At 32.0% G+C, this 26,999-nt stretch carries 21 protein-coding genes and 1 tRNA gene; 3 read left to right on the top strand and 19 right to left on the bottom strand.

The features are described from left to right. Nucleotides 1-2: 2 nt before the first annotated feature. The 3 genes from Q4Q39_RS15970 (at nt 3) to Q4Q39_RS15960 (ending at nt 3,679) form a co-directional block, all read left to right on the top strand. Nucleotides 3-986 (top strand): lipocalin family protein, encoded by a 984-nt coding sequence (locus Q4Q39_RS15970; protein WP_303283559.1) that lies wholly within the window; start codon nt 3-5, stop codon nt 984-986. A gap of 859 nt (nt 987-1,845) precedes the next feature. Continuing rightward, nucleotides 1,846-2,700: a LytR/AlgR family response regulator transcription factor gene (locus Q4Q39_RS15965; RefSeq protein ID WP_303283558.1), complete on the top strand. Its 855-nt coding sequence runs from the start codon at nt 1,846-1,848 to the stop codon at nt 2,698-2,700. Nucleotides 2,701-3,136: 436 nt separating this feature from the next. Further along, entirely contained in the window at nt 3,137-3,679 is a 543-nt protein-coding gene (locus Q4Q39_RS15960) for a hypothetical protein (RefSeq protein ID WP_303283557.1), read from the top strand. 532 nt (nt 3,680-4,211) lie between these two features. On the opposite strand, the gene Q4Q39_RS15955 is transcribed toward Q4Q39_RS15960, so the two are convergent. The 19 genes from Q4Q39_RS15955 to Q4Q39_RS15865 form a co-directional block, all read right to left on the bottom strand. Next, nucleotides 4,212-5,489: a hypothetical protein gene (locus Q4Q39_RS15955; protein WP_303283556.1), complete on the bottom strand. Its 1,278-nt coding sequence runs from the start codon at nt 5,487-5,489 to the stop codon at nt 4,212-4,214. A gap of 255 nt (nt 5,490-5,744) precedes the next feature. Then, nucleotides 5,745-5,829: transfer RNA gene (locus tag Q4Q39_RS15950), tRNA-Ser, on the bottom strand. 221 nt (nt 5,830-6,050) lie between these two features. After that, entirely contained in the window at nt 6,051-6,278 is a 228-nt protein-coding gene (locus Q4Q39_RS15945; protein ID WP_303283555.1) for a hypothetical protein, read from the bottom strand. A gap of 34 nt (nt 6,279-6,312) precedes the next feature. Then, complete coding sequence (locus Q4Q39_RS15940; protein WP_303283554.1) at nt 6,313-6,702, bottom strand: DUF4280 domain-containing protein; 390 nt, start codon at nt 6,700-6,702, stop codon at nt 6,313-6,315. Between the two features lie 11 nt (nt 6,703-6,713). Further along, a complete protein-coding gene (locus tag Q4Q39_RS15935; protein WP_303283553.1) occupies nt 6,714-8,069 on the bottom strand; it encodes an ATP-binding protein in 1,356 nt (451 codons plus the stop codon). Further along, on the bottom strand, nt 8,057-11,815 hold the full coding sequence (locus tag Q4Q39_RS15930) for a contractile injection system tape measure protein (protein WP_303283552.1): 3,759 nt from the start codon (nt 11,813-11,815) through the stop codon (nt 8,057-8,059). Before Q4Q39_RS15930 ends, Q4Q39_RS15935 begins: the two co-directional genes overlap by 13 nt. Further along, on the bottom strand, nt 11,812-14,685 hold the full coding sequence (locus tag Q4Q39_RS15925; protein ID WP_303283551.1) for a baseplate wedge protein: 2,874 nt from the start codon (nt 14,683-14,685) through the stop codon (nt 11,812-11,814). Before Q4Q39_RS15925 ends, Q4Q39_RS15930 begins: the two co-directional genes overlap by 4 nt. Nucleotides 14,686-14,700: 15 nt before the next feature. After that, complete coding sequence (locus Q4Q39_RS15920) at nt 14,701-15,453, bottom strand: hypothetical protein (RefSeq protein ID WP_303283550.1); 753 nt, start codon at nt 15,451-15,453, stop codon at nt 14,701-14,703. Nucleotides 15,454-15,693: 240 nt separating this feature from the next. Continuing rightward, the gene (locus Q4Q39_RS15915) at nt 15,694-19,335 is read right to left on the bottom strand and encodes a baseplate J/gp47 family protein (protein WP_303283549.1); all 3,642 of its coding nucleotides are present in this window, start codon (nt 19,333-19,335) and stop codon (nt 15,694-15,696) included. A gap of 29 nt (nt 19,336-19,364) precedes the next feature. Beyond that, nucleotides 19,365-19,877, bottom strand: coding sequence for a GPW/gp25 family protein (locus Q4Q39_RS15910; protein WP_345075321.1), 513 nt, complete (start codon nt 19,875-19,877; stop codon nt 19,365-19,367). A 9-nt stretch (nt 19,878-19,886) separates the two neighbouring features. Continuing rightward, nucleotides 19,887-21,584: a type VI secretion system tip protein VgrG gene (gene vgrG / locus Q4Q39_RS15905; RefSeq protein WP_303283548.1), complete on the bottom strand. Its 1,698-nt coding sequence runs from the start codon at nt 21,582-21,584 to the stop codon at nt 19,887-19,889. A gap of 8 nt (nt 21,585-21,592) precedes the next feature. After that, nucleotides 21,593-22,264, bottom strand: a complete 672-nt coding sequence (locus tag Q4Q39_RS15900) for a CIS tube protein (protein WP_303283547.1) — start codon at nt 22,262-22,264, stop codon at nt 21,593-21,595. Further along, nucleotides 22,265-22,423: a DUF5908 family protein gene (locus Q4Q39_RS15895; RefSeq protein WP_303283546.1), complete on the bottom strand. Its 159-nt coding sequence runs from the start codon at nt 22,421-22,423 to the stop codon at nt 22,265-22,267. 3 nt (nt 22,424-22,426) lie between these two features. Continuing rightward, nucleotides 22,427-22,873 carry a phage tail protein gene (locus Q4Q39_RS15890; RefSeq protein ID WP_303283545.1) on the bottom strand — a complete coding sequence of 149 codons (447 nt, stop codon included), beginning with the start codon at nt 22,871-22,873 and terminating at the stop codon, nt 22,427-22,429. Between the two features lie 5 nt (nt 22,874-22,878). After that, nucleotides 22,879-23,340 (bottom strand): phage tail protein, encoded by a 462-nt coding sequence (locus Q4Q39_RS15885; RefSeq protein WP_303283544.1) that lies wholly within the window; start codon nt 23,338-23,340, stop codon nt 22,879-22,881. A 36-nt stretch (nt 23,341-23,376) separates the two neighbouring features. Then, entirely contained in the window at nt 23,377-25,017 is a 1,641-nt protein-coding gene (locus Q4Q39_RS15880; protein ID WP_303283543.1) for a phage tail sheath family protein, read from the bottom strand. Nucleotides 25,018-25,039: 22 nt separating this feature from the next. Then, entirely contained in the window at nt 25,040-26,062 is a 1,023-nt protein-coding gene (locus Q4Q39_RS15875) for a T9SS type A sorting domain-containing protein (RefSeq protein ID WP_303283542.1), read from the bottom strand. 15 nt (nt 26,063-26,077) lie between these two features. Continuing rightward, the gene (locus Q4Q39_RS15870; protein WP_303283541.1) at nt 26,078-26,656 is read right to left on the bottom strand and encodes a Pvc16 family protein; all 579 of its coding nucleotides are present in this window, start codon (nt 26,654-26,656) and stop codon (nt 26,078-26,080) included. A 6-nt stretch (nt 26,657-26,662) separates the two neighbouring features. Continuing rightward, nucleotides 26,663-26,986, bottom strand: a complete 324-nt coding sequence (locus tag Q4Q39_RS15865; protein WP_303283540.1) for a hypothetical protein — start codon at nt 26,984-26,986, stop codon at nt 26,663-26,665. Nucleotides 26,987-26,999: the final 13 nt, after the last annotated feature.

Raw genomic sequence — 26,999 nt, 5'->3', positions numbered from 1 at the left:
AAATGAATAAGAAAATGCTACCAATAAAAACGTTTAAACCTTTATTATTTTTACTGTTTACTCTAGCGCTTTTTGCATGTAGTTCTAATAATGATTCTAATCAAGAAGACAGTGAAGAAATAACAACCACTAAAGAAAAATTAGTTGGAGATTGGAAATTGATAAGCAGTACTATAGATAATAAAAATGTGTCACCATCAGAATTTAAATGCTTAAAAAATTCAACAGCTACTTTTAATCAAGATGGTACTTATGAACTAACGTTTTTAAAACTTGGAAGCGGTTCTGCTAACCTCTGTTCTCAAACAAATACACAATCCGGAACCTATACGGTTATTGGTTTGAACAGGGTTACTTTTTTCAATTTTAATTCAGAAATCAAGTTAATGGATGATACCCTACAAATTACTTCCAAAATCATCAATGGTGATCAGGAACAAGATCAAGTAGATACTTTTATTAGAAATGACAATACGGAATTAGAGGAAAGTACAGAAGAAGAATCAGACAACGTAGAAACAGAAGTAGGTGATGATAATGAAGAAGACAACACTTTTGACGGAACTCAAGTAATCCAACAAATATTAGGAAGTTGGAAAATTGACTCTGACCAAGACTGTCTTCAAAAAAATACAATAGAATTTAAACCTCAAAATGTTTTTGAGTTTATACAACATAAAAAAAGCTTTAATCGTAGAGATTTGCTAGACTATAATGTTAGTGTAAGTTACCCTTTACCGGAAAGTATTAAAGCAACAGTGACTAAAGGAAATGATATGGTTGTTTTTGATACCAGTGCAGAATGTCAATTTACTAAAACCAGCACTTTGGAGTATACCGTAAAAGACGAAAAAACGATAGTACTTAAAAACATTTCGGGTCTCAAAATGTTGTTGGAAGATAACCAAACTATTAAGCTTATATATACATTCATAGATAGTGATAGTAATGAACAGGTTAGAGAATTTATTTATAAAAAGCAATAAAATCAGGAGCTTCAGTAAATGAGCTCATAGTATCTTTTTTGATTTAAGCAAAAAATAAGTGTATAGCAATGTTTCCTTTGTATAACAGCGCTACATAACTATAAAAAAATGGAGGTTTTACCTCCATTTTTTTATTCAATATTCTTAAAAATTCACAAATTAATTGGGACATAATGTGTTCCAATTCCTATTTTAAATAACTAATTCATCTGAACAAATTTCAGCCATTTTTCAGGAAATAGAAAAAGTCAGGATGAATTCAGCATAAAAGTCAAAAGAAAGAAGCGTCGTTGAGAAAAGCGATTCACGACGTGAGGTTTCGAGCTTGACTGTTATTGGGCATATCAAAAGAAAAAACTACCCATAAGACGGTCTTTTCATTTGTTCATTTTTTACGCCTCCAAACAAAATATTTCAAAACACATTAAAACCATCCAAAAACCATTTTTTTAAATCCCATAAAACCACTTTTTAGTCCTCATTTTAACACTCTTAAACACATTTTTTTTAAGAGTCGTTAAATAGAATGAATCTTAGCTTTAAAATATGGTATACCGTGTTTGAAATTGCAAAAAGAACAGGTTATAAACATTATAAAAACAAGCATATATACACAAATCTAAACAAATATAAATACTAATAAACAACATAAAAACAACTGCAAAGTAAATTATCCATGTCAAATAGAAAATCATCCATGTTTTAGAGTATAGAATGAAGATAGTTTTGTCATAAATAGTATTAATAGCGATAGGCGTTTCGTTCATATCGGGGTTAATGGGGGTAGGTTGATTTCTATTTCCCTATGTAAAACATATCAATTCCCAACTTCAATCGGCACGATTATTTTAACCTTGTTATGAAGCTATTAATATTAAAAAACACAATAAAAAGAGCTAGTAAGTTAATGAAAGAAAAAGTAGCAATTTTAGCTAAGAATAAATCAGAGTGTACATCCTTATTAGAAGATTTAAAGCTAAGTGGTGTAAGCAGAATTGAGGTCTTTTTCTCTTGGAAGGATATGTGGTTATCAGAACAAAAAAGCGAATATGATTTTATACTAATTGATTATTGCTTCTTTGATATGTTTAGAGATGACATCGTAGTATATCACCTATTCCATAAATATAAATCCAAAATAACCTTTTACAGCAATATTTCTCATAAAGTGAAAACCCAAAAAGGCAATGTAGCTATAGATTTATATAGAATGTTTTTCAGGCCATTTGTAGATTTTGATAACCTAATAAAAAGTGCTATAAATAATGAAGATGTAATTGGCATAGAAGAGAATACGTTGGGTGGAGTGTCAGGAACTGAAAAAGCATTACATCTAAAAAAAGATACTTTTTTCTTAAAGGAAGGCTATTCACTAATTAAATTTAATTTAAATGAAGTGTTATGCTTAGAGAGTGACCGTAATTACATCACGGTATACTTATCTAATGGAAAACACTTAATAAGAGAAACCCTCCAATCAGTATTAGAAATTTTACCAAACAATTTTTTAAGAATAAACAGGTCTGTAATCATCAATATAGACAAAATCTATAAGATAGTGGGCAATAGAGTGTATATCAATGGACTAAATAGTTTCCGACCAGTAATAGCAAATAAATACAAATTAGACATTTCAAATGCGGTACCTATGTTTAGTCAAAAACATACAGTGCAATGGAATTACAATAAAAAAGAAAAAACCTGTAAAAACTAAGTTTTACAGCGAATTAAAAAAGTTTAAAAGGATTCAAAATAAATAATATGAAAAAAACAATAAAACGCATAATACTACTAATCATCATTGTAATAGGAGCTTTATGTATAGCCAAAGAATTAGGTGTCAACGTAGAGAAAATAATTTTGAAGGCAAACAATCTCAAATAGAGTAATGTATAGTATCCCAAATTAATAATTAAAGAAACTTTAAAATGAAATACCAGAAAGAAAAATTATATGCTTTATGTGCTTTAATGGTTGTATTCACTATGTGTACAGTGTTATTTGTAATAAAATTAATAGTGCATTCATAAGTTTTAAAATGAAGTATAGTATTATGAAAATAGTAGTGATTATGGTATTAGTCATAATGTTTTACTGTGGAGTGATAGAATCTGATAATTGGCATTAAAAAAACAATGGTAAAGAGATAAATGAAGACTATTAAAAAAAAAATAATAGCATTATTGTTGGTAATAAGTTCAATAGCCAATGCCCAATTTATAGATAAAGATTATACGCAGGTAAGCATGTTTATAGACCCTACAGTTACAGATTACGGTTTCCAGATAGGTGGTGAAATTCAAAAAATCATGCATTGGGGATATGCTTCGGTAGCCGCTTCAACTTATAATGGCTTTGAGGTAGCTTATACAGACCTAATAGGTACACTAGGTATTAATTTCAATCTGTTTAATAATGATATAATTAGATATTACAGTGGGGCACGTTTGGGGATAATCTGGCGCACAACAAGCCCTTTTCCCATGGTTGGTGGTGCTGTAGGTTTTGATATAAGATTATCAAAATTTTATGCTAAAACCAAATATTACATAGGAACCAGATTATGGATAGATTATAGAGAAGACCAGAAAGACCAGTTTTATGGTGATTCTAGTGGGTATCAGAAAGGGCTCATTACTAGTAATCCCTTGTTGCAGGAAAATGGAGCAGTCGTATTTTCTATATCATGGTAGAATAAGAACAGTCCAACTGTAAATATTCCAATAGATATAACTTCTGCAACTCAAACACTAACTCCAGCAGTTGTACCAACAGGTACAGGAAATGATATTTACTTGCTATTGGTTGAGTTCTTTCAGGAGATTAACAAAGATTTTTGCTACTATAACTTGCATTATTAAAATAGCTTGGGTGAGTTTAGGGTTTATTTTATTTGTCCTTTTACAGGGAAACGTTGTAGGAAGTTACATTTTTAATATCAGAACGCTTTATGCATTGTTCAGCTTTACCGAGTGGTGTTTACTCTAAACAGATTCATAGTAAAAAGTGGAGAGAATTAGAAAAGTTTTATGGCAATTAATTTGATAGTGAAAAGTATTATGAGGAGCTTTACAGCAAGAACTTCAAGAAGTTTTACAACGGAAAACCTACAAAACGCTATTTTAAACTAATGGAAAAGATAAATGATACTGAACGGTTTTCGGCTTCAGATATTGAACGATTGTTTTTAATGTAATATCAAAGAAGAAATAAATGTTCAATTACTTAATCCATTTTAGTATTTATATCGTTAATTCTTTTAATACCAATATGTCCAAGATATAATTGAATTAAAAATTTCAGAGATGCCATAAACTCGCTATTTTCAATTTTAAATTTTTCTAAGAAGTAAACGGAAATAAAAATAGAAGAAATAGATACTGTAGTTTTGGTGGACTTTACAAATTTGTCATAGTATATTTCATTTATTAATATGTCATCTATAATTAAATTTAAATCATTTAATTTCAATATTGCATTACTATTTTTAATTTGGTTCTGATAATTTTCTAAAAAAGAGAAATCGTTTTTTTTGTGTTCAATAAAAATTTCCTCCAATTCAATTGGGTTCATTGAAGAGTTGGTGAAAAAAGTATAATTAGGTATTATCAAAGTAAATGTTCTGTCTATTGGATCTGATTTTAATGAAAAATGATGATGATTTCCTAAATATAACAATTCTGCTTCGGTCATTTCTGGATAATCGGGTTCATAAAAAATGGCATATTTGAGAGCTTTGATTACACTACTTAAATTAAAATCTTTAGTTATTTTAAGGATGTCTGTATTAGGTATAATATGATCATCCTTTTTAGAAGTCATAAAATTAATATATTCTTTTATAAAGGAAGATGCCTTATTAAGATATTCTTTGTTTTTAGTCAAAATAGCTCTAATTAAATACTGATTAAAGTCATAATAAAAGGAAGTATTACATAAAGTAAAGTCAATGGCAATGCTTTTTTTTTGCTTTTGTAAAACTTTTTTAGGCTTTGGTTTGTAATCTATGGAAATTAAATGGTCTAAATATTCTTTTGGCAAGCCTAATATTAGTTTGAAATAATTATGGCTAAAACTTGGAAGCATAATATTAAAAACTAAGTTTTTATTAGTTTTCTTTTCAGAAATCAACTTATCAACAAAATGCAGTTCTCCTAGGATAAATAAATTAGAAATGAGTTTTATTTTCTGTGACCGATTCAGTAGTTGGTCGATTTTTGAAATAATCGAAGCAATAGAATTCTGATTTTTTGAATTCTCATAGTTTTTATAAACAGTGACAACCTTTAAATCAATAGTTCTAAACTTATGAAATAAGTCTGCCAACAAATTACTATGAAATACTAAAACCATATTCCAAAGCATCTCACTGTGATTATGTTCTTGTATCTCATTTACTGTCTTATCGACAAACAACCGTATTTTTGAAAAAAATGACATCAAATTGTGAAATGTTTTGATTTCAGTTATTTCCTTTGAGATGATCTCGTAATTATCTCTCATTCTCTTGGAAATTATTATTTCATAATCTGTAGATACTTTTTTATTAAAGGACATTAGTCAATAAAAATTTCTTGAAATTAATTTTTAGAAAAGAAATTAACTTTTTTATACAATATCTTAAAAATTATTGAAAGTTTATATTTAAACTATGGAATAATATCTGAAAGAAGTACTTAAAACGGGTTGTAGTTACACCTACTCTTACACCTAAAATTAAAAACCCTTGCAAATCAGATGATTACAAGGGTTTTTCAGCGGAGAAAGAGGGATTCGAACCCCCGGAGGTGTGACCCTCAACAGTTTTCAAGACTGCCGCATTCGACCACTCTGCCATTTCTCCTTGAGTGCCTAATCAAGCTATTTGCCTGAATGCGGCTGCAAATATAGAACGCTTTTTTAATTCTTTCAAATAAAAAGCAAACTTTTTAAAAAATAATTTTCACTTACTCAGCTTGTATATTAAGAAAAATGTAAAGCATAAAAATTCAAGTGTTTACAATTACGTGACACGTTTTCTTCAAAGGACTTACAACTAAAAAGTTGCAAGCTTTTTTTACTTAACTAATTTACATTTATAATCTTAATACCTCCTTTCAAAATTTTAAAAACGGAATGTATACACATTAAAATTCCATAAAGACTAATACCGTGTTTCCAATGAACAGCTAAGTGCAACACCTCTGCTTCATATAATTCTTCAATGCCTATAGCTATTAAGCCTACGGATACGACAAGGTTAACTAATGGATTTTCTGTTATTTTAGACAAAAATGGTATAATATTTTTCATTTTATAAAAACTATAATTTAATACTAACTAATTTTTATGCAATATCCACATCTTCTTCTCCTGCATCGGAAAAAGAAATGGAACCTGCCCAAAGGCAATCACATGTGCTATTATTATCCAAAGCTTTCATTTCATTAATTAAAACATCAGAGATTCCTGGAGACCACGGACTAACGGTATTAGGGATACAAGGAGCCGGTGTTTCTACGCCTTGTGCTGCTGCTGTTGCGGCTATGACTAAAGGATTTGTTTCAGATGAACATTCACCAAAAGACATAATATTCTCCAATGGAACATAATCGTTAACCGTAGCCGCTGGCATACTATCTGCATTCACTTTGTTTTCAGGTAAGACTGTAAAAACTGACGTTGCTGTCCCAAAAGAACAAGAGATGGAAGCTCCATTACATACTAAATTTGCCATAAGTATATTTTTTAATTAAACGTTTTATTTGATTTTTGATATTCTCTTTTTATTCCTGTCATGATGTTAGTGAAACTAATTTTCTTTTCCCCTTTATTGGCTGCTTTAATAGCACAATATCTTAATACATTAATCATTTCTCCTCCGGACAGCTCATAATCTTTTGCTATGGTATCTAAGACCTCTTGCCCCTCCTCTACTTCAAAAACACGACTTACTAAATTCTCCCATAAAATTTTACGTTCTTTATATTTAGGTTTTGGAAAATTGATCGTGTTTTGAAAACGTCTTAAAAACGCCTCATCTATGTTTGTTTGTAAATTAGTTGCTAAAACAACCAAGCCATCAAAACCTTCTATACGTTGCAGTAAATAGGCAACCTCCTGATTCGCATGTCTATCATTAGAGGTGTTTGTATCTGTTCGTTTACTAAACAAAGCATCTGCCTCGTCAAAAAATAAAATCCAGCCTTTAGAAGAAGCTATATCAAATAGTCGTCCTAAGTTTTTTTCCGTTTCTCCTATATACTTAGAAACTATCATAGACAAATCAATTCTAAATACAGGAGTATCTATTGCTTTGCCTAATAAAGTAGCTGCTAAAGTTTTTCCTGTTCCTGGAGGTCCATAAAACAAGACTCTATATCCTGGTTTTAATGTCTTATCGAGTTTCCATTGATTTAATATAAGATCGCTATGCTCCAACCATTGCTTAACTTCTATTAATTGATTTTTAATACGTGTTTCTAATACAAGATCGTCCCAGTCCATTTTAGTAGTAATTTCTTCTGCTGGAAATTTAGAATTATACTGCGGAACATATTTTTTATTTGTAATAATAATACCTGTATATTCTTCAGATAACTGTAAGGACTCATTAAGTGCTACGGGGTATTTTTTTGCTTCTAAAATACCTTCTTTATAAAGATTATTATGCTCATAAACAATCTTCATAAATTCCATACGAATCTCAATATCATCTGCTCCTCCTAGAAGAAAACATACTGTTTCTAAAGTGGGTACAAAACCATACTGTTTTTCATCTTTAGCACCTCCAAATTCTGAAAACTCAGTATTTAAAGATTTATTTTTTATTAAAAACAAATCCAAACTTTGTGGTTTTAAATGTCTTATTAAAGCCATAATTAGCATCAATCGTTCTTCAAAAATCAAGTGATGCCTTCTTAATATTTGTGCATATCCCGATTTATCTTCTTCTAAAATTTCAGGTGGCGTTAACTGTTTTATAGACTTGTATTCACTTTCATTATTAAAATATAATGCCAATGCGGTTTCTATAACTGCTTCTAACCATACGATGTCATTCTGCAATGTTATTTGTGTATTTTTATTAATTAGGCTCTCCATATTATTTCTACTAGTTTTTCCATCCAACTTAATTTTAATTGTCCTATACTCCATGGAATATTATCTAATAACATGTCATAGGATGTTTCTTCCACGATAAGGACATACTTTTTTTCCTCGATAGTAATTCTTCCTCTTCGGTATAAAAAAGAGCTTCTTAAGCCTTCTACAGAGGTGTTCCCTATAGTGCTCCAATGTGCTATAATTGCTTTCAGCAAGCCATCTATAAGCTCTTTTTCTTCTTCTTTTAAAGCTATTACAGATCTCATTGGCGTGTGAATATCCATACCACAGATAATTTTATTGAGCACTAATAAATGTTCTTCAAATTCTGTTTTTCCTGTAACAGCATACTGTAATACGTAGACGGCTTTTTGCTGACATGCATCATTTTTAAACGCTTTGTTTTCTAACAGCCCCATACGTTCAAATAACATCGGTATATAAGGTCCCATGATAATCATTCCTGCATTTTCAATAAAAGCGGACTCTCCTATCGTTTCTTTTTCTATAACTTCCGGAACATCCTTAGCCTCTTCTTCTTTAATAGATTTTTCTTTTTTAGCTACAAGTCTTTCTATCTCATGTACTATATGCTCTGAAGTTACATTGTTGTATACAGATAATTCAGGTATTAATTCTTTTAATATATATGGTTTGCCAATAGTAGAAATGCTTTCAAGTAAAAGCAAGCTCCAATCGTTTATTGACCAACTCTCTCTCCTATTTATTGCTATTTTTAATAATAGCTTATCAATAAAACAGCTCCAAACCGTTTGATAATTCTTTGTAGTCATTTGCTTTTTAAGATTTTTAAACATCTCAAAAACGGTAAGTAATTGCGGTCTATCTGCTATCGAAAAGAATATTATTAAGGCTTTTTTTCCTTTTTTTTCACTTAGTTGATTTATTAGTGTTTTTCTAAAGGATATATTTCTTAAATGAAACATTAATTCTTGAGGTCTTTTTATATAAATCGCTTCTAAACCCTCAATAATTTCTTTTTTATCTGAAAATGAAATGGCTTCTTTCCATGAGTTCTCAACTCTAATTTTTTGTATTAAATCTTTATATTCTAATACTGGATGCTCAACCCCTGTTAATAACCACGATTCAATTTCTTTTTTCCCTTTAAAGATCAGTTTGTCATATACGATTCTGTTTAAAAGTAATGCGTACAAATCTTCTTTAGAAACTACTAGCATTTGTGCTAATTTACGACTGATAGACTTCACTATTTTAGAAATCTCAACCTGTTGGTTATATTGAATATAGTCCAGTAACAGGTATTGTATCGTTTTATAATGTTCAGGTCTTATATTTTTAATTCCTGATAAATCTTTATCTAATAGTGTTTCAAATAATTGCTTTATTTCTATTATGGATTGTGCTACAGATGCGTTGACTTGCTTAATGAAGACATTATAAATATTATCGTCCATCAAATCAATAATCACCTTTTGATGTTTTGATTTTTTAAACCAAGGAACAAATCGTTCTGAGTATAAACTTAACACCAGCTGCATTGACTTTTGTAAAGAAACCGTAGATGCATCCTTTCCCCACCAAGGTAGTTTACCATAAGCAAAAAAATACTGAACATTATCTAAGTCATATCTATCATCATTACTATTCTTATTAGAAGTTTTTTGTTTATTAAAGCTTATAATACGTTCAAAAATTATTTTAAAAAACTCCGAAGACCTTTCATAAATATTATTTTTTTTGAGTTCTTTTAATAGATCATTTTCGTCTATATTGTATTCTTTTAAAAACGCTTTTATTATTTTATTAACACTGATATTCAATCCCTTATAACTCCTAACATAAAGTTTAACTTTTATAGAGTCTATAAGTTCTTGATATGCCTTAGCTGGGATATAACTAACACTTGTTACTTCTTTTTCTATTGCAGAGGCTGCTATTTTATTTTTCTTAAGAAATGATATTTTTGTTTCATCTATAGCCTCTATAATTTTTTCATCGATATTCAAAATCTTAGCAATTTGATACATCTGAAATAAGATTAGTGCTATATCTTTTGTTTTAGATTCTAGTTCTACCGATCGTTGAGTTAACCAATTTATTATTGTTTCCTTAGTGCTACTTTTATTTTTGGAATAAAGGTCTAACAATACAATTAACAGTTTGTAAGACGCTTCTTTATAATTAGCTGCTGCTAAATTGATTTGAAATTCTTTAAGAGGTATTACGGTGTTATCATTGTAGTACATGAACAGTTTTTTAGAAAACTTGGTAGAAACTATATCATGCTTAACATTTGTAATGTTTTTATCTATTTTAATTCCTTCAATAAATGATGAAATGTCTCTATATAATTTGTATTCTTTTTCATTTTCAAAAGCCTTTAAAATGAGGACAAATTCTTGATCAATAACATGGTCTTTTATAATTTGATATAAAAACTCCTGAATGGCATTGGTAGGTGTTTTATGTGTTACTGCATAAGCCTGCAATACTATTTTTCCAAATAATGGTTGTAAACTATTCAAAGTAGCAGATCTAACAGACAACTTATTAGATATAGTAATCATCTGCTCAAAAAAGCGAGTTATTGTTGCTAATACTTCATTTTTAGAATTGGCTATTATATTATTAATTAAACTGTTTGAAAAACGCTCTACGAATTGATTGACGTTAGATTCTTCTTTAATAAACTTGAAAAAAGCAGTGTAAAATTTGGTTGGATTTGTTATTATGATATCCTCTATTTTGTTTGAAAAAAGACTTAGAGTCGTTATTGTACTATTAACAGGTAATGCGTTATACTTAAAGTAATAGTTGAGCGTCTCTATAAAACTTATATCTGCAGCTTCAATGGACACCAAATTTGATGCTGTTTCTCTTTTTTCAACCTCATCCAACAACGAAGTCACGATGCTTCCTAAACTAGGTTTTGAGCTTAACCTTTCATCACTCTTTTTAATTCCTGAAACGATCCTTTTTAGTAAACTTTTATAAGTTAAATTATATTTGGTTGCTATTTTATGTATAAGATATTTTAAAAAGTTTTTTTGATTGGAATATCCTGTAACGTCTATAAAAATATAGGCTAAGACAATCTCCCATATTGCATTTCTAAAATAATCTTTATTAACGGCAACTATGGTATGGTTTTGTTGATATTGTATGATATCTCTACGGGATTGATTTATATAAGCACCTTCTTCATCCTTAATTGCCATAACAATCTGTTCTAAAGCAGTGTCTTGTAGTTGGGAAATTAAACGCTTTCTTATATTTTCTTTTCTCCCTTCTTCTTTTAAAACAGAAATGAACTCGTCTCTATTAGTACTAAGCGCTGCTGTTAACAATTCTATGGGTTTTGTGGAAGACGGTGTATCCCATTGCATATATCCATTTTTAAGAAAAAAAACGAATTGATCCAGTTTTGTTTTATAGATTGGTTTTCGTTTTCCTTTTATTAAAGAGCCATTATCGTAGGTATTATTCTTAAAAAATGCTATAAAGGCTTCCTCTACTTTATACCCTAATTCACGATCAAAATTTGATGCAGAAATGGTTCCCAAATCCAATACAATGGCATCATATTGATCTAAATGGCCTGGTTCGTGATACCGCTCCATTACTTTTTGTAAAATAATCTGAATACTATGTTCTTGAAGTTGACTTATTCTTGATTGATATGCATAACTCTGTGAAGCATCATGCAATGTTATCTCATAGTGTTGACTTTTAATAATATGTATTTGATCCTCTTTCAAGACTCAGAATTTTTACGCTCTAGTTGCTGAAGCAGTACGATTAATTGATATGCCTGATTCATTAAATCTTCTTCTGAATCTCCTTGTTGCAGCAAGTCTAACCATTTAAAATAGCAGGTTTCAAATTGATACATTGTTTTATAATCTAACCAATAAGAATCTGATCTAATATGAATTGGCATTTGTTCATAAATGGTTTCTTCAAAAACCTTTTTAAAATTTTCATTCTGAAAACGCACAGGCCACTCTGGCATTATAAAACTCATTCTAAATGAAAAAAACTGTTCATCTACTGGATTGTCGTCATAGAACACATGACATTTAGTAATGGCTTCTAAATCTTCTTTTTGAGTGTTAATTACCTCACTTTTTAAAAGGTCAACCATTTTTTGAAGCTGTGATTTAGATTTAAAATTATTGTTAGAAACTGCCAGAGTATCTCCTTCAGATGAGCTGATTTTTAATCTATACTTTTCCTCTTCTTGCTCTATATCAAATTGTGCTTCTTGTTTCAATAAGGCCTCAACTAAAACGGCTATGTTTTCATCACGCTTTAAAAAAGAGGTACATTCAAAATGAGAAACAGCAATTTCCAACGCGCCATTTAATAAAGAAAAATCCATTTCAAAACCATAATGGTTTTCAAAGTATGAAGGCAATAACAAGATATGTTCCAATGGAAAAAACCCTTCACTTTTCTGACTGATTTCTACAAGATAATCAACAGCCTTTTCAATAGCTCCACTAGCTTCTTCTTTACTTTTTGCTAAGTGTACAATATTAGATTTTTTATCACTTCTCTTATATAAAACATAGTGATGGTCTTTATTATTCGGGTCTTCACTAATCGTATAATTATCCGTAACAATTCCGTACTTCAATACATTGTTAAGTAATGATTCTTCATGACCTACATAATGCATGACATGGTATAAGTTTTCTTTTATATCGTTATTTACAACAATGTCTTCAATTTCAACAATCCCTATTTCTTCTTCTGGAGTATAAATATCAATTTCACGAACTACAAAATCGATCTCAAGTGATTTGGGCTGAATGCTTATCCCTGATTCTGAAAAGTTTTTAATCAACGATTTTATCTGAAAATCATGAATTCCCATGAGTATCGCTATTTTTCTGAATATACCAGGTACCTCTTGTTTTTGATCTTCTGCCGATTGTACTTTTATATTATTATAATTAAAGGATTTTGATCGGCCATAACTAATGGATGCATATTCTCTTATGAGTTGTTGTTTTGCTAATAATGATTGTTTTTCAAACGCTTTAGTGACTATAGATGCTCCATAACTTGCTTTATTGATTTTTAGTAGTGTATACGTTTGAAAGGCTTCGCCATGTCTTGATAATAATTGGTCTGCTACTTTATTTAGTCTTTTTAATGCGTGATTATCAAAAAACAGATTCAGATCGTTTGTAACCTGACTCCAATATGCTTTGGTCTCTTCTAAATTATATGCTGTAGAAGGTGGTTGTAGAAGGTCTAATAGGTCTTCTATATCTGGTAAACTGTTTGTAAAATATGATGTCGATTGATTGTTTTGTACATCGTACAACGTATATATGTTACTTAATTGCGCTAAAAAATTGATTATTAACTGATCGAATGGTAATAAATACCCTTGTAGCTGTTTAACCTGGGCTTGCCTGAGTGGTAAAGCTTCAGAACTAATCCCTCTATCTCCAATACCATAAATTTCTGGAAATTGTTTTCGTACTGGATAATGGTAACTTATATCTTCCATAGCTCCCTGAGGTATTGGAATACTATTTAAGGAATTAGAGGCCGCTTTAAATTTACTAGCGTCTAATGCTTGAATAAAAGATAATTGTTTTCTTGTTTCTTTTAAATCTGGTTGAAAAGAAACGCCTGAATTTTCAAAGATTAGTTTTTCGTTTGATTCTGGAAATAAAACTCTAGCTGTCATGTTTTTAGGAATATTGAAACGTTCCTTAATAACATGTTGCTCGTTTGTTTCAGGATCTACATAGTTTAAACTGAAATTATCAATATTAACGACGCCTGGGATTTTGGAAATGATCTTGATAATGTCAGAGATTTCAATACACGCCATAGGTGCTTGTAAATCTTCATCTTTTATAAATCCATTAGACAAATAAGGTCCGTTAAAAATATCGTTTGTTGAAATGTTTTCTTTCTGTAACTGTTTTAACGAATAATAGTTTACTTCTGGTGCTAAATAATCATTAACACTATTTAAAATAGTTGCTAAAATTTCTTCTCCGTCTACTAAGTCTAACAATGCTATTCTTAGCTCCATAACAAGTATTAAAGGCTTATAAACCTCAACTTTATATAAATCTTCACATAGGTTACGATGTTTATGATACAATTGAGCTATTTGCTCTATAATCTGTTCATTTTCTGTTTTTTCCTCACCAGCCTGTAAACGGTATTCATATTTCTCTACATAGACATAAAACAGTCCTTTTATATTATTTAATTCTTCTTCGTAATCATCTACCGGGTGAATCCAAACATTTTTAACATTGGCAACCTGATCAATCCAAATTTTTCTATAGTCATTAAATGTTACGGGGTCTGTGGTTAAGATGTCTGAAGCAATAAAAAGACCATTATCTCCAGATTTTAGATCGGTTCCTTTTGATGATCGCAAAAGGTCTTGTACAGGCAAACCCCCTTTATAGGCTAACTCTGTAATAGCGTACGATATATTTTCGAGTAAAGTGACTCCAGGATCATGTTCGTTGTAATCTGTCCACACACTACCACTAAGCTTCTGGAGCATCTCCAAAGCTTCCTGATGTAATGTTTCATATAACCCTGAGCCTTTCTCCTTTTTGGAAATATATCCTTTGCTATTCATATAATACCTGCTCTATTATTTAAATAACGTACTCATATCATTATCCCATAACTTAGAAATATGAAACTGTATGTTTTGCCCTTGCCCGTAATTTGATCTCGTTTTTAGTTGTAACTTATAATTGTATGTGGTACCAGTAAATCGAATGTCTATTTTATTCCAAAACCAGCCGTAATATGCTTGTGTTTTTCGGATTTTATGATGAGATTTCCCAAATGTGCTTAAGGCATGTGCGTGAAGTAATGCATATCTTCCTGCTTTTTCTTTACCTACCTGAGCCATAACTTCAAAAGCGATGCAACCATCTAAATCTGTAACAACATCATGCCAGTCACCATCTGCTCGAACTGTGCCTATTTTATGTGTTCCTATGCGGGTATCTGCTCCCAACATACCTTCTACTTCCAATGAGGTTCTTGGTTTTTTTGTCCCTATGCCTACAAAACCTGATTTCTGGAAGGATATAGCGGTTGTTGATTCTGTTTTAGTTACAGGAGCAATAATGGATAAGCCTTTATTTTCTTCCTGATCTAACTCAACACTCCATTGTGGCAATTCATCTTCTACGTTCTCATAAAAACTTATTACCCGATCGGATTCTTTTCCTTCTGGTGAAAGAATCAATCCATCTTCTTCATTCTTTGAAATCCCATCATCTATTTTATTGACCATAGAATCTATCAAGCTAGAGAAATTACTTTCTTTAGGTCTGGCTCCGGCTGCAAACAATGTTTTTAAACTTTGTCTATTTAATAACTTGATTTTCAATAGTTCTAATTTTTATTTAGTGATTATTTTATTTTAACTCGATATAAGCAATTACAATTATTACTTACAACCGACTAATATTTAGTAAAATGTCTCCTCGAGCGCAGTCGAGAGGTTCTTAAATGATTTCAAATTTCAATAGGTCTCGACTTTAGCTTGTCTTGAGCTAAGTCGAAAGGCTCGACCTGACAACATATTAAACAGCTGAAAAGCAAAATTTCACAAAAAGATATCCACAACTCACGTTATTTTAAATGTTAAAATGGTGTCCGATTTTGATTCTGCTACAGTCGCAATCTTTTGCGGCGTTTTTTCATCTATGTCATGATTCGTTTTTATATCATCTTGTACATCTTCTATATCTCCAGCAATAATATAATCTACCCCTATTTGTAAATTCTGGCTTTCTATTTCCTCCATCGTTTCGTCTTCTAATATTGAAGATGAATAAATATTATGTTTCATTTTTGGGGCTAAAATAGCCCAGGGTTTGGTTGGCTTAATTTCGTTACTTCCTTCATATACTTTTGCAGAAAAATTGTCTATACCCTTCTTTACAATATGTTCTATCTCTAGTGTCTCAACCGATTGGATGTATGGTAGGTTTTCAACATGACTTCGCAACATTCTTGGTACTACTGTGGCGCCTATTCCTTCAATTCCAATAGTAGAATCGCTATGTGATAACGGGGATAAAAAGTTGCTCAATTCTGTATTCAATTCATTTAAATAATATCCGCCTTGATCTTTTGCATAAAACTCAACTATACAAGTAACTAACAACCATTCTACCGTTGGGTTTTGAACTTTAATTCTAATAAAAGAGTTGGATTTACTTTTTATAAAATTATGTATAGCATCTAATTCATTGCCGTTAAAATAGCGATGGTCGTCATGCGTCCATGTTCTGGGAAGTACTATGATCGTTATTTTGCCTGCTTGCGGCTTAAAAAAGCCATCTAGGTTTGTACATTTTACGGCAATGACTTCATGAAAATATTGTAAAATAAGGTGTTCATAATCCCAAATAGTTAACGCTCTGTCCTTATGCCGTAACCGTTCGCTAACCTCTGTATAAAACATCTCTGGTATCGTTGGTATTTTACCTCCATAAGATGCTGTAGGTTGTACGACTTTTTTAAGGTCTAGTATCTTTTTTACTGGCTTGGTAATACTATTTGCCTCTACCTTTTTACCTATAATGGTTTCATCATCACTTATACAACTTGCTACAACCGCATTTGAATAGATACTGTTTATTATGGGATACTTATAAGCATCATGCTTTGCTACAAAACGTAATTCGTACCCTTGATTACTAACTTCACTATCATAATATGGTAATAGTAATTCTATAATTCCTGATTTACTTAATTGATTGGTATCGTCTGAAATGATATTCTTTTTAGGAAGCACCTCCCACCTATCTATTTTTTTATACTCGATTGTTATATTATCAGGCTGTTCAATGTTTTCTGATGTATTATTTTTCAAATCAAAATACAAGGACACCGTAGTATCTGTTCCAATATTTGATAGTTCTAAATAGAGATAGCCTTCACTTATAAAATCTGAAACTATAGTATTTTTATATACTTTGCTATCAGATACTATTCTTTCTGTTCCAAAAGGTGTCAGGTGTATATAGTCTCCTTGTACGGTGTCTGCACTACCATCAAATGTATTATTAAAGTATATAGAATCACTAGCTGTATAATCGAGTGTTAACTGTTTTACTTTTGGTACAAAAGGTTTATTTGGTACTGGCAATGGTTCTTGGTTTTTAGCATTATAAAGCACTATTTCTGTATAGTCTTTTTGATATAGTTCATTCCCAAAAGCTTCCTGAGGTGCTATAAATGACAGTTTAAAAAAACCACTGTTTGTATGTACGCTATAAGTTATCGGGTCTTGTAATTTATAGTCTCTAGATAATTGATATTTTTTTAAATCGTTTAATGTGATCGTATTTTTTTTAGATATAATAACACTATCATAACCTTCTGGAGTCGTTACTGGTTCTATATTAAAAAGATTGAATTGTTCTCTTACTTTTTCTTCTCTCGGAAACCAATACCCGTTAGATAGTGCTGTGATATCAATCATAAAAGAATCGTTAGTGAACTTTTTAGAATATTCTTTGTAGTAGGTTTCAAAACCACCATAATCTGTTGGTACAGCATCCCATTCTATGTGCAAATCTATATTTATGAGCTCTTTCTTAAACAACTCACTTTTACCTATCATGAGATAATTGCCTACTGCTGGTGATAAACCAAATAGATTGAACGCTTTAGTTAATGGCAATTTGCCTACATTATTATAAATTGCCAGGTTCTTAATTCCTGTTACGTTAACATCTATTGTTATAAGTTCAAGTTTAATCCCTTTAAAAAATGAATAGACATATATTGGTGCATATTCATCTAGTACGACTTTTACCATGGGCCAGGAATAATCAGTGTCCGATGATAATACAGTTACTGGTGGATCTGTATTATCTAATCTAAAATGGATACTAAATGTATTCTCAGTTTCATTATAAGTAACGCTATAAGATGTTACTGTTTCCCAATCTTTTGTTGTAGTGTATGTAATTAGAAAAGCTTCTTCAAAAACGGTATTAAAAATAACATCCATCGGCAGTCCTTGGTTAGAAACCATATCATGTAATAACTTCCAAAATATGCTTTCTGAAGATTCTTTTTCTAAAGTAAATGTAATTTTGATGTCTCGCTCTCCTTCTTCAAGAAATAATACTTGAGATCCTATCATAAAACCAATATCAGTGGTTGTTTTCAAGGATATTTCTGACTCTATAATTGAATCTTCATCTGCTCCAAACAGCGATCTGTTTTCTACATCTTTTATCTCTTTTTTATTACTAATAAGATTGTTTTTTACGATGTTAGATATAATAGATTCATTTGTTCCTATTTTTATAAAAGGACTCTTATTAAAATAGAGTGTTTGTAGCTCATTAATCTCTATAAAAACTGCTAATAGAGGTTTTGTCGTTTCAAATAGAATGTTTTGTTTACTTTCAAATAACTTCCCAGCACTTAGTTGTGTGTTTTCCGTAATTAAAACACCTTTTGATTTAGGGGTTAATTCAAAACATACAACAGCTTGAGTCGCTATTCCTTTTCTTGGTGTTTGCTGTAAGACATCTTTATAGTAAAAATCTAAATGCCGATCACCAATGGCATTAATTGTCTCCTGTACCTTCTTAAATAATATCGCAAATGTTATATACATAGCGTTATTAGGCATATGGTCTTTTTTAGCAAAGACATTACTTTTTAGATAGTCACTCGTAAAGTTCTGAATATACAGTACCATTTTTCCAAACGCATGTACAGTGTCATCTAAATCGAATTCACTATCACTGTTTGATGAATTTGGATGCACCTTTAAAGCATCAACGAATGAATCTGTGGTAACGCCATCTGTTTTTGTATCATCCAAAATAGATTCTAGAGCCTTTTTTTTATCTTGTAATACGTCTTGCAACACATTCCCTATTTTATTAGCAAGAATATCTTCTTTTAAATACATCAATCTATGGTACCACTTCTCTATTTTGTTATACCAATCTAATAACACCTGGACCATGTTAATAGGCACATAAGTTTCTACATGAAGACTATCTATAGGTTCCTTTATAATTCCTATAATGTATATAACGGGGTCTTGCTCTACTAAGGCTTTCCAGTTACCATCAATGATATGTTCTGTTGTATAAAAGTTTATATGTTCTACATACGATGTTATATATGCTAACAAATCTTCAAAAGAACGTTCGTCTATCTTAAACTCAGGGTTAAGCAGATTCGTATTAATTCTTTGACGTTGTATGGTTCCTTTTCTTCTTTCTATCATCAATTATATTGACTAAATAATAGCATGTATTATTGTTCTTTTTCTGTGTTAAGAGCGACTAAATCGGATAAACTCGTTGCTTGTTTTGCTTCTTTTTTATATAAGTCTGGTATATCTGTTCCTTCAATTTTATAGTATGGGAATACTAAATTAAACCTGGTGTTTGTTGATGGGATTGTGTAATCTAAATTGATTCTGATCACACCGTCTAAATACTCAGATTCATCCAAAAGAACCTTTATAAGTTTAATTCTGGGTTCATATCTCAAGATGGCTGTTTTAATCATTTCTATAATTTGATACATTCTTGAGTTTGATATAGATTCAAATAAATAAGTATAGATATCACATCCATATCTTGGAGTCATAATGCGTTCTCCTAGTTTTGTATTTAGTAATATTTCTAAAGATTGCTGAATGTCTTTTTCGTTCGATACCATCTCTACTCCTAAAGCACTTTCTTTATGAAAGGTAGGCGGAAAACTCCACCCTGTTCCTAAAAACAAATTGTCATGATCTCTGTCTTGTTTTTTCAACGTCATTTGTTACTATTAATTTAGATTTACTGAAGTACCACTAATAGACACATTTCCGCTATTTGCTGTTATGTCTACCGATGCCCCTTCTATAGTAAGCGCGTCTGCTGCCTTAATCGTCATTGCGGACTTACTTTCTATAGTAATACCCTCATCATTCATTTGTATTTGATTACTTTGTTCGTCGGTAATGGTTATACTTTTATCTTGATCGCTAAGCACTAGCGTATTGCCATTAGGCGTGACCATTGTCATTACGATATTTTCATCATCAAACTTGACCTGTAATTTGCTTCTGGTCATTAGCATTTTTATATTATTATCGCTATCGGCTACAACCTCTGGAGGTTGTAATGAACTACTATACATGCTTCCTAAAATAACTGGGTATGCCGGATTTCCATCTATAAAACCAAGTATCACCTCATCCTCTACTTCTGGATAAAAATAGACTCCAAAACTATTGCTTGCGTAGTACGATGCTAAACGTGCCCATACTAATTCTGTAGTATCGTTCAATACAGGAATTTCTACTTTGACTCTAAACTCTCCACCGTCTTCATCGTACGTATCTTTAACAATACCAACTTGCATCCCTTTAACATCTATTAGTGTATCTTTTGCCCCTGGTTCAGTTGGTGCATTTTTCACTTTTTGACTGTGTAATTCGGGAGGTAATCCTATTTGTATCTCTGTCGTCCAATTGCCTGCACTAAAACTATGGGAAACACTAGAAACATAAGCATCTCCATCAAAAAGCTCTCCTAAACCTGTTAATGAAATTAGGGTATTGGGTTTTGCGTCTGCAGATCCAGGGAATTTAATAGATCCATTGTATTTAGACATTCTTTTTCGCAATAACAAAGCATCAGAAATTTGCTTTGCTTCTTCTTCTGATAAAGGCACTGATGTATAAAACGTTTCATCTACATCGGTAACAGATTCTAAATCTGATTCTGAGGCATCGCCCTGCTCATTAACTGTTGGCTCAGTGGCTTCTGAGTTTACAGAATCTTGTTCTGAAGGTGTCCAGGCATCAATGGAAATCGACGTAGCTTGTTCAATAGATTCAAGATCTATATCCATTTCCATAATATCTCTACCATATTGTAATTCTAATACTGGACTATCATTAATCGTTATAGCACCAACAACTAACTTTCCATTCTCTGTTACCACTGCCATACCATTACGCTGTGCCCTGCTTACAATAAAATCCCAATCTGAGGCTCCGTATTGTATAATCTTTTCTTTTGTTACTGTGGTAGGTGTAATATCACTCTCTATGCCTAGGTTTCCGACAATTTTGTCAATAGCATCACTATCTAAAGAATCCGTAAGGACCACTTTACTTCTGCTTTTTACTGCTTTAACTAAAAGGTCTTTACACGTTACCTGAAAGGTGGTTCCAGAATCATCTAATTTAATAGATTGTTTAACGACTTCTCCAGAAAAAATAGTGGTCGTATCTGTTCCATAACCTAAAGATATTTCTATAGCATTCCCGGTTTGAAAGGTTGATGCATCTGCAATTTCGAACATTTGTGTTGTAGGATTACCATCTCTTACCGTAATCTGAGCTTGTGCTATGGTATCAATTTCTTGTGATATATTGACACTCATGACGCCATAAGTATCTGGGATCGCATTACCTTCTGAGGTAATTGTAAATGACACTAAGTTATTTCCACTTATTATTGGTGAGTTAGCCATAATTCAGTTTACTTTAAAGGGGGTAAATACAGCTTTGTTCCTGGGGCTATATTTCTAAAATTTAAAACATTGTTATATGATGCAACTTCTGTATAATAGCTGCTATCTCCATATATTCGGTAACAAATTAAAGGCAACGTATCACCTTCTTTCACTTCTATAAAGTGAGTAAGGTCTGGAGATTGATTGTCTGCCTCTGCAGCAATATCATCTGCGGAAATGGCCCCTTCAAAAGTGGTGCTTAGTTTTGCTCTTAATGGTGTTCCATCACTTTGAAAAAGGGTATATGAAATATTTAACGCGGTTAGCTTACATTTAAAAACCAAGGTTCCCCATGAAAGCATTAAATAATTAGGTTCGTGTATACTCCCGTTATATGTAAAACAAGTACTTTTAAAACTATCTATCTGGTCTGAAACCGGAGTTTGCGAAGCCAATAAACTAGTCGTACTTACGGCTCCTGTGGCATCAAAATAAATATCGAAAGTCACCTTTTCTGGCGGCGTTCCTTTATACCAAACTGATGTGCCTGGCGACCCTACTGGTTGAAACTTATTGTATTCTATAGTATGGTCGTGTGTATATGATGCTGGATTTATTTGTACGGTACAACTATCTCCTGTTTTACTAGAATACTCATTATCTGAATATGCTGTAATTGTCATTAAATTTTTTGACATCTAACGCTCTTTTATTTTTTGTAACTGCTTTTTTACTTCTTTTTTACAAAGATTGGCTACAGTTTCTTTTATCATATTCATGTCTATAGCCTCTGGTTTTGACTTTATAGATTCTTCGACTTTTACTTTTATAATCAACTCTCTTATTTCTATGGGCATAATTTATATTACTAGTGAATAATCGTATGACAATTCCAGTGTTTCTATAAGAATTTCGTTGTTCATAGAATTCAATGGAGAGAATTCCCATTTTACAGGCCATGCATTAATAAAGCTCCAATTTTTTATGGGAAAACTATCTTCATCCAAAAGGCTTAATACGACTGTTTGTGTAATAATTGTTGATGATAACCCACCTCCAATAGTAGCTTCACACCATAATGATAAGGCTGAAATGCTTGAGGTGACACCACGTTTTAGAACAAGGTTTTGGTATTTTGCTCCAGTAGGAACCCGGTGTTTAAAGCGGTTTTCTCCACCTTCTGCTATTTCTTCAACACCCATTTCCATAGACATACCTGATACTTCTTTAAAAGAGGTATCAGATAGTCCTAATTCTAATGGAAATGTCAATCTAAAATAAAAACCCGGTAATGGATAATCACTCATAAATTTTAACTATTGGCAATAGTTAAGCCTTCATGAGCCAATTCCAAAGTTTCCACCGCAACTTCGTTTGCATCAGATTTTAAATCTGTAGCTGTAATTTTAGTGGGCCAGGCATTTGTTAATGTCCAGGTCATTGTTGGTGACCCAGATTCATCCAATAATTTGATAACGACTGTTTCTCTTTTTATGGTATTCATTTTTATAGCATTATACCAGGTCCAAAAGTTATTATCTTTTACAAAAACCCCTTTTTTAAGTGTGACATTACTAAATTTAGCAATCCCGGGCATTTTAATTGTACTAAAGGTTTTGCTATCTCCATGTCTGTACTCTACAACTTGTGTTTCTGTATCTAATCCTGATACTTCCTGAAAAGAAGCTGTGTTATCTTGAGAGCCTAAGCTAACTGTAAAATAAAATTTAGTTAACGGCCATATTGCACCTTGTGCTGATCCATCATCTGCCATAATTATATGTTTTTAAAGTGTTTAATTAATATTTTTTTATGCTTTTTGCATTTCTTGTTGGAACGTAATTTCTATGAATTCCGCAGGATGTGAAATGGCTACTTTTACTGCTACAATCATTCTTCCATTAAGAATATCGTCTGCAGTCATCGTACTACCTAATCCAACAGTCACAGAAAAAGCATCGGCTGGTTTTGGTCCTACCAAACCACCTTGATTCCATAGTCCTAATAAGAAGTTGCTTATCATACTTTTTACAGACACCCAGGTCTTAGCATCGTTAGGAGCAAATACATAAGCACTAGCTGCTTCTTTTACAGATTGCTCTATATATATTAATGTTCTTCTTACATTCACATATCTCCAATCGTTAGAATTACCATCTAATGTTCTAGCACCCCAAACTAGCACCCCTTTTCCTTGAAAAGATCTAATCGCGCATATCGATTTTCCATCTAATGGCACATTAAGGTCTTCTTGAGCTTGTAAGTCTATTTTAATTGCTGGTGAAGTCACAGCTTGCACACCGACATTTGCGGGCGCTACCCAAACACCTTCATTATTATCTACTACGGTATAAATTCCAGCCATAGCGGCACTTGGTGGCATTAAATTCAATTTTTCCAGAAAATGATTTAATAAGAGTTTATAAGATGCACTTAAGTTTTTAAGTACCGAGTCTGCTTTATCTGGCGTAATCCCATCTGCTGCAGGTTTTGCTGCAAACAATGCTGTAATGTATTTTGCTATTGGATTGGGTACAGACGTATTGGTTTTTGGATCTGTTACGTTTGGAAATTCTGCATTAAGCATCGTTTTTACAGTAGCATAACTTGCCGCTGCGATGTTCTTATACGATATATCTGTCAATTGGTTCACCGTAGTATGTAACCAGGGATAATATGCCGCTGCATAACTATTAAACTTTGGTAACGTTGGTTCTACAGCATTTCTAAAGCCTTCAACACTTGTTGTTCCTACCAAAGGTTCACTATAGCCACCTGGTATATCTAGAAGCGCTACTCTGGTTCCCAACAATCCGCAATGGTTTATCAGTTCGCCTTGTAGTGTGTAACATAATGCGTATTTAGTTGCTAATTCAGTTTGTGTAGGATCCATCAACTCTACAGCATCTGGTATCACGATCATGGTGGGTTCTTCTTCTTTTTCTAATACCGTTAATGCATCGGTAAAAGGAGTGGTCGTGGTTAAACCAGTCATTGAAAAATCATAACCTCCTGTAGATACTATATAACATGTTCCGCCTCCATTTTCGTAAAAAAACCGAACAGCACTATATAATCTATAATTTACTGTACTTGTTGCTAAAGTATACCCATTACCTCCTGTAGAGAAATCGGCAGGGGTTGGTGCTGCGGCTGCAGGGTCTGCTTTTCCTGCATCAGCTCCTTTTTTCGCTGGAGCTGCTGGTTTGGCAGGTGGCACTAGGGTTACACTAAATTGAATTTGCGGTGGTTGACTTCCAAAAATAGCGTTAAACTCTGCCAATGAAGTAATTCTCACGGCTTTGTTTACTAAATCTTTACCATTGTAGCTGGTTTGTCCTGTGTATCCGATAAAAGCCGGAATTGCAGTAGGAACCGGTACAACGGCGTTTCCAAAGGCATCCAGTTCTTGGATGTAAACCCCAGGTGTTTTCATTGCTGTTACTGACATTCTTCTTGATTGTTTTTAAGTGTTAGACATAAATTATAGTTTGAGAATAATATGAATTCTCATTATTTTCATTTTCAGTTATAATAGACGATACTCCTGGAACGGGCATTTTCATATCCAATTCTTGTAAAGTATCTGAAAATTGATTGGTATACTGAATTTTTAATATGGCATGTTTTTCTGGTTTTTGATAAAGCTTAATGGCATTGGTAGACGTAAAAACAGTAGATGCTTCCTGACCTTTTAAGACGATTTTTTTTTCGGGTCCTATATATTGTTCGCTGTCTACACTTTCTATACTCATCTTCTGAATTTCAATCTTTTTGTCCTTGGGAACCACAACAACATATTCCCAGAAAGTCGCTCTGGATTCAAAATTCACTTGTAATGATGGTGTCGTATTTTCTTTTAGCGACTCTTGAATGTTTCGCATTTGAATATGCAATATCCCATAACAGTTAGTATGTAAAATCTGTGAGGTGCCAAAAAATGTACTGGATAGGCTACCGTTTATCCATAATTGATAAACCCCAGATCCAAAAGCGCTTATATCGACAGAAACATTGGATCGGTTTGTTAAAGATGGTTGATTAAAGATCTCTTGTCCTTCATTGTTTTTAACAACAACGGATGTCGTTTCTGTTTTCGAAACGTTTACATGAAACCGTAGTGGACGGGTCTCTATGCCTAACGGTGTGGCAATCTCTTCATTATTCTGTTTATTGGTTACTTTAGAATTTGTTATGTATAATACAGAGTCTTCTTTTTTTGGTAAGGCTACGTTGGTATAATTATCAAAATTCGGATCTGTATTAATTAATTGAAAATATAAATCTTCAGTCATTTGAAGTTCTTCCCAAACCTCTTTTGAAGGTGCTACTACTGCAGATGCATAGTATTGATGTCCCAATTTTTGAAATCGTATGCCATAGTTCTTCATGATACGTCGTGTTTCATGTGTTGGCAATAATTCAAAAACATCACATTCATTATTATAGAAATATTGATGTTCTATGCTTAATGTAAACCAATGTTGATGATTCATATTTATAATTTTAGTTTATTGTTTTTTAGCACTTGTTTCTAGACCACTAATACTTGCTATTTGTTCTTTTATTTGTCCTTTTTGTATACCAATCATTCTAACTTTATAGAGCATAGAGGGGACATATTTGGCTCCTATCCCACTCCACACATGGCTTAATTCTTGTACGGGTACATTATAAATTTCAAAAGCCAATCGTTTTATTAATGGATCGAGATCTGGATAGGTTTCTGACTTAAAAACTCTAGAGGCTTGAAATACACCAATGACAGCGGATAACATTTTTAAGGCTTCCATATAGTTATCTGAATTATAATTAGCAGATATTAATAGATATAAATTAAGGTATACAGGCTCATTTATTTTATTGAAGCTCCCTTGACCATTATTAATATATTCTTCTCTATGTTTGATTGTTTTTTCGTGCTCCAGATTTATAATGGATAACACGACCTTATTCTCAATATTTTTAGTAATACTGCCATCCAGATTTATAAGGCTCCCCACAACGACCATATCATCGGTAAGCCCAAAGGACATTTTAAGTTCTTTGTTTAGTAGATTGCTTATAAATAATAATGCCTTTTCTAACATGTTAAATTATTTTATACTTTCTAATTGTGTTTTTATCGCTGTCATGACCATTCTTGAAAAATAGATTCCTAATGCACAGATGCCATATACCACTCTAAACAAAGGTTGTTGGCTTGTTATAATTTCGGAAACCTCTTCAATTTCCTGCGATACGCTTTCACTTAATATCTCAGCTTCAGATCTTATGATATAAGAAATAACCAGCGCTATAGGAATGCTAATTGCCATGATAAATAGTATCCATAAAAATTCTTTAGATACTGCTTTTTTCACAGCAGTAAACATCTTTTTAATGGTACCAGATTCTGCTTTTATACTTTTAACATCCATATATTAAAGCCTT

It is taken from the genome of Flavivirga amylovorans (assembly GCF_030540875.1).
Taxonomy (GTDB): Bacteria; Bacteroidota; Bacteroidia; order Flavobacteriales; family Flavobacteriaceae; genus Flavivirga; species Flavivirga amylovorans.
This window is presented reverse-complemented; position numbering and strand designations above follow the sequence as displayed.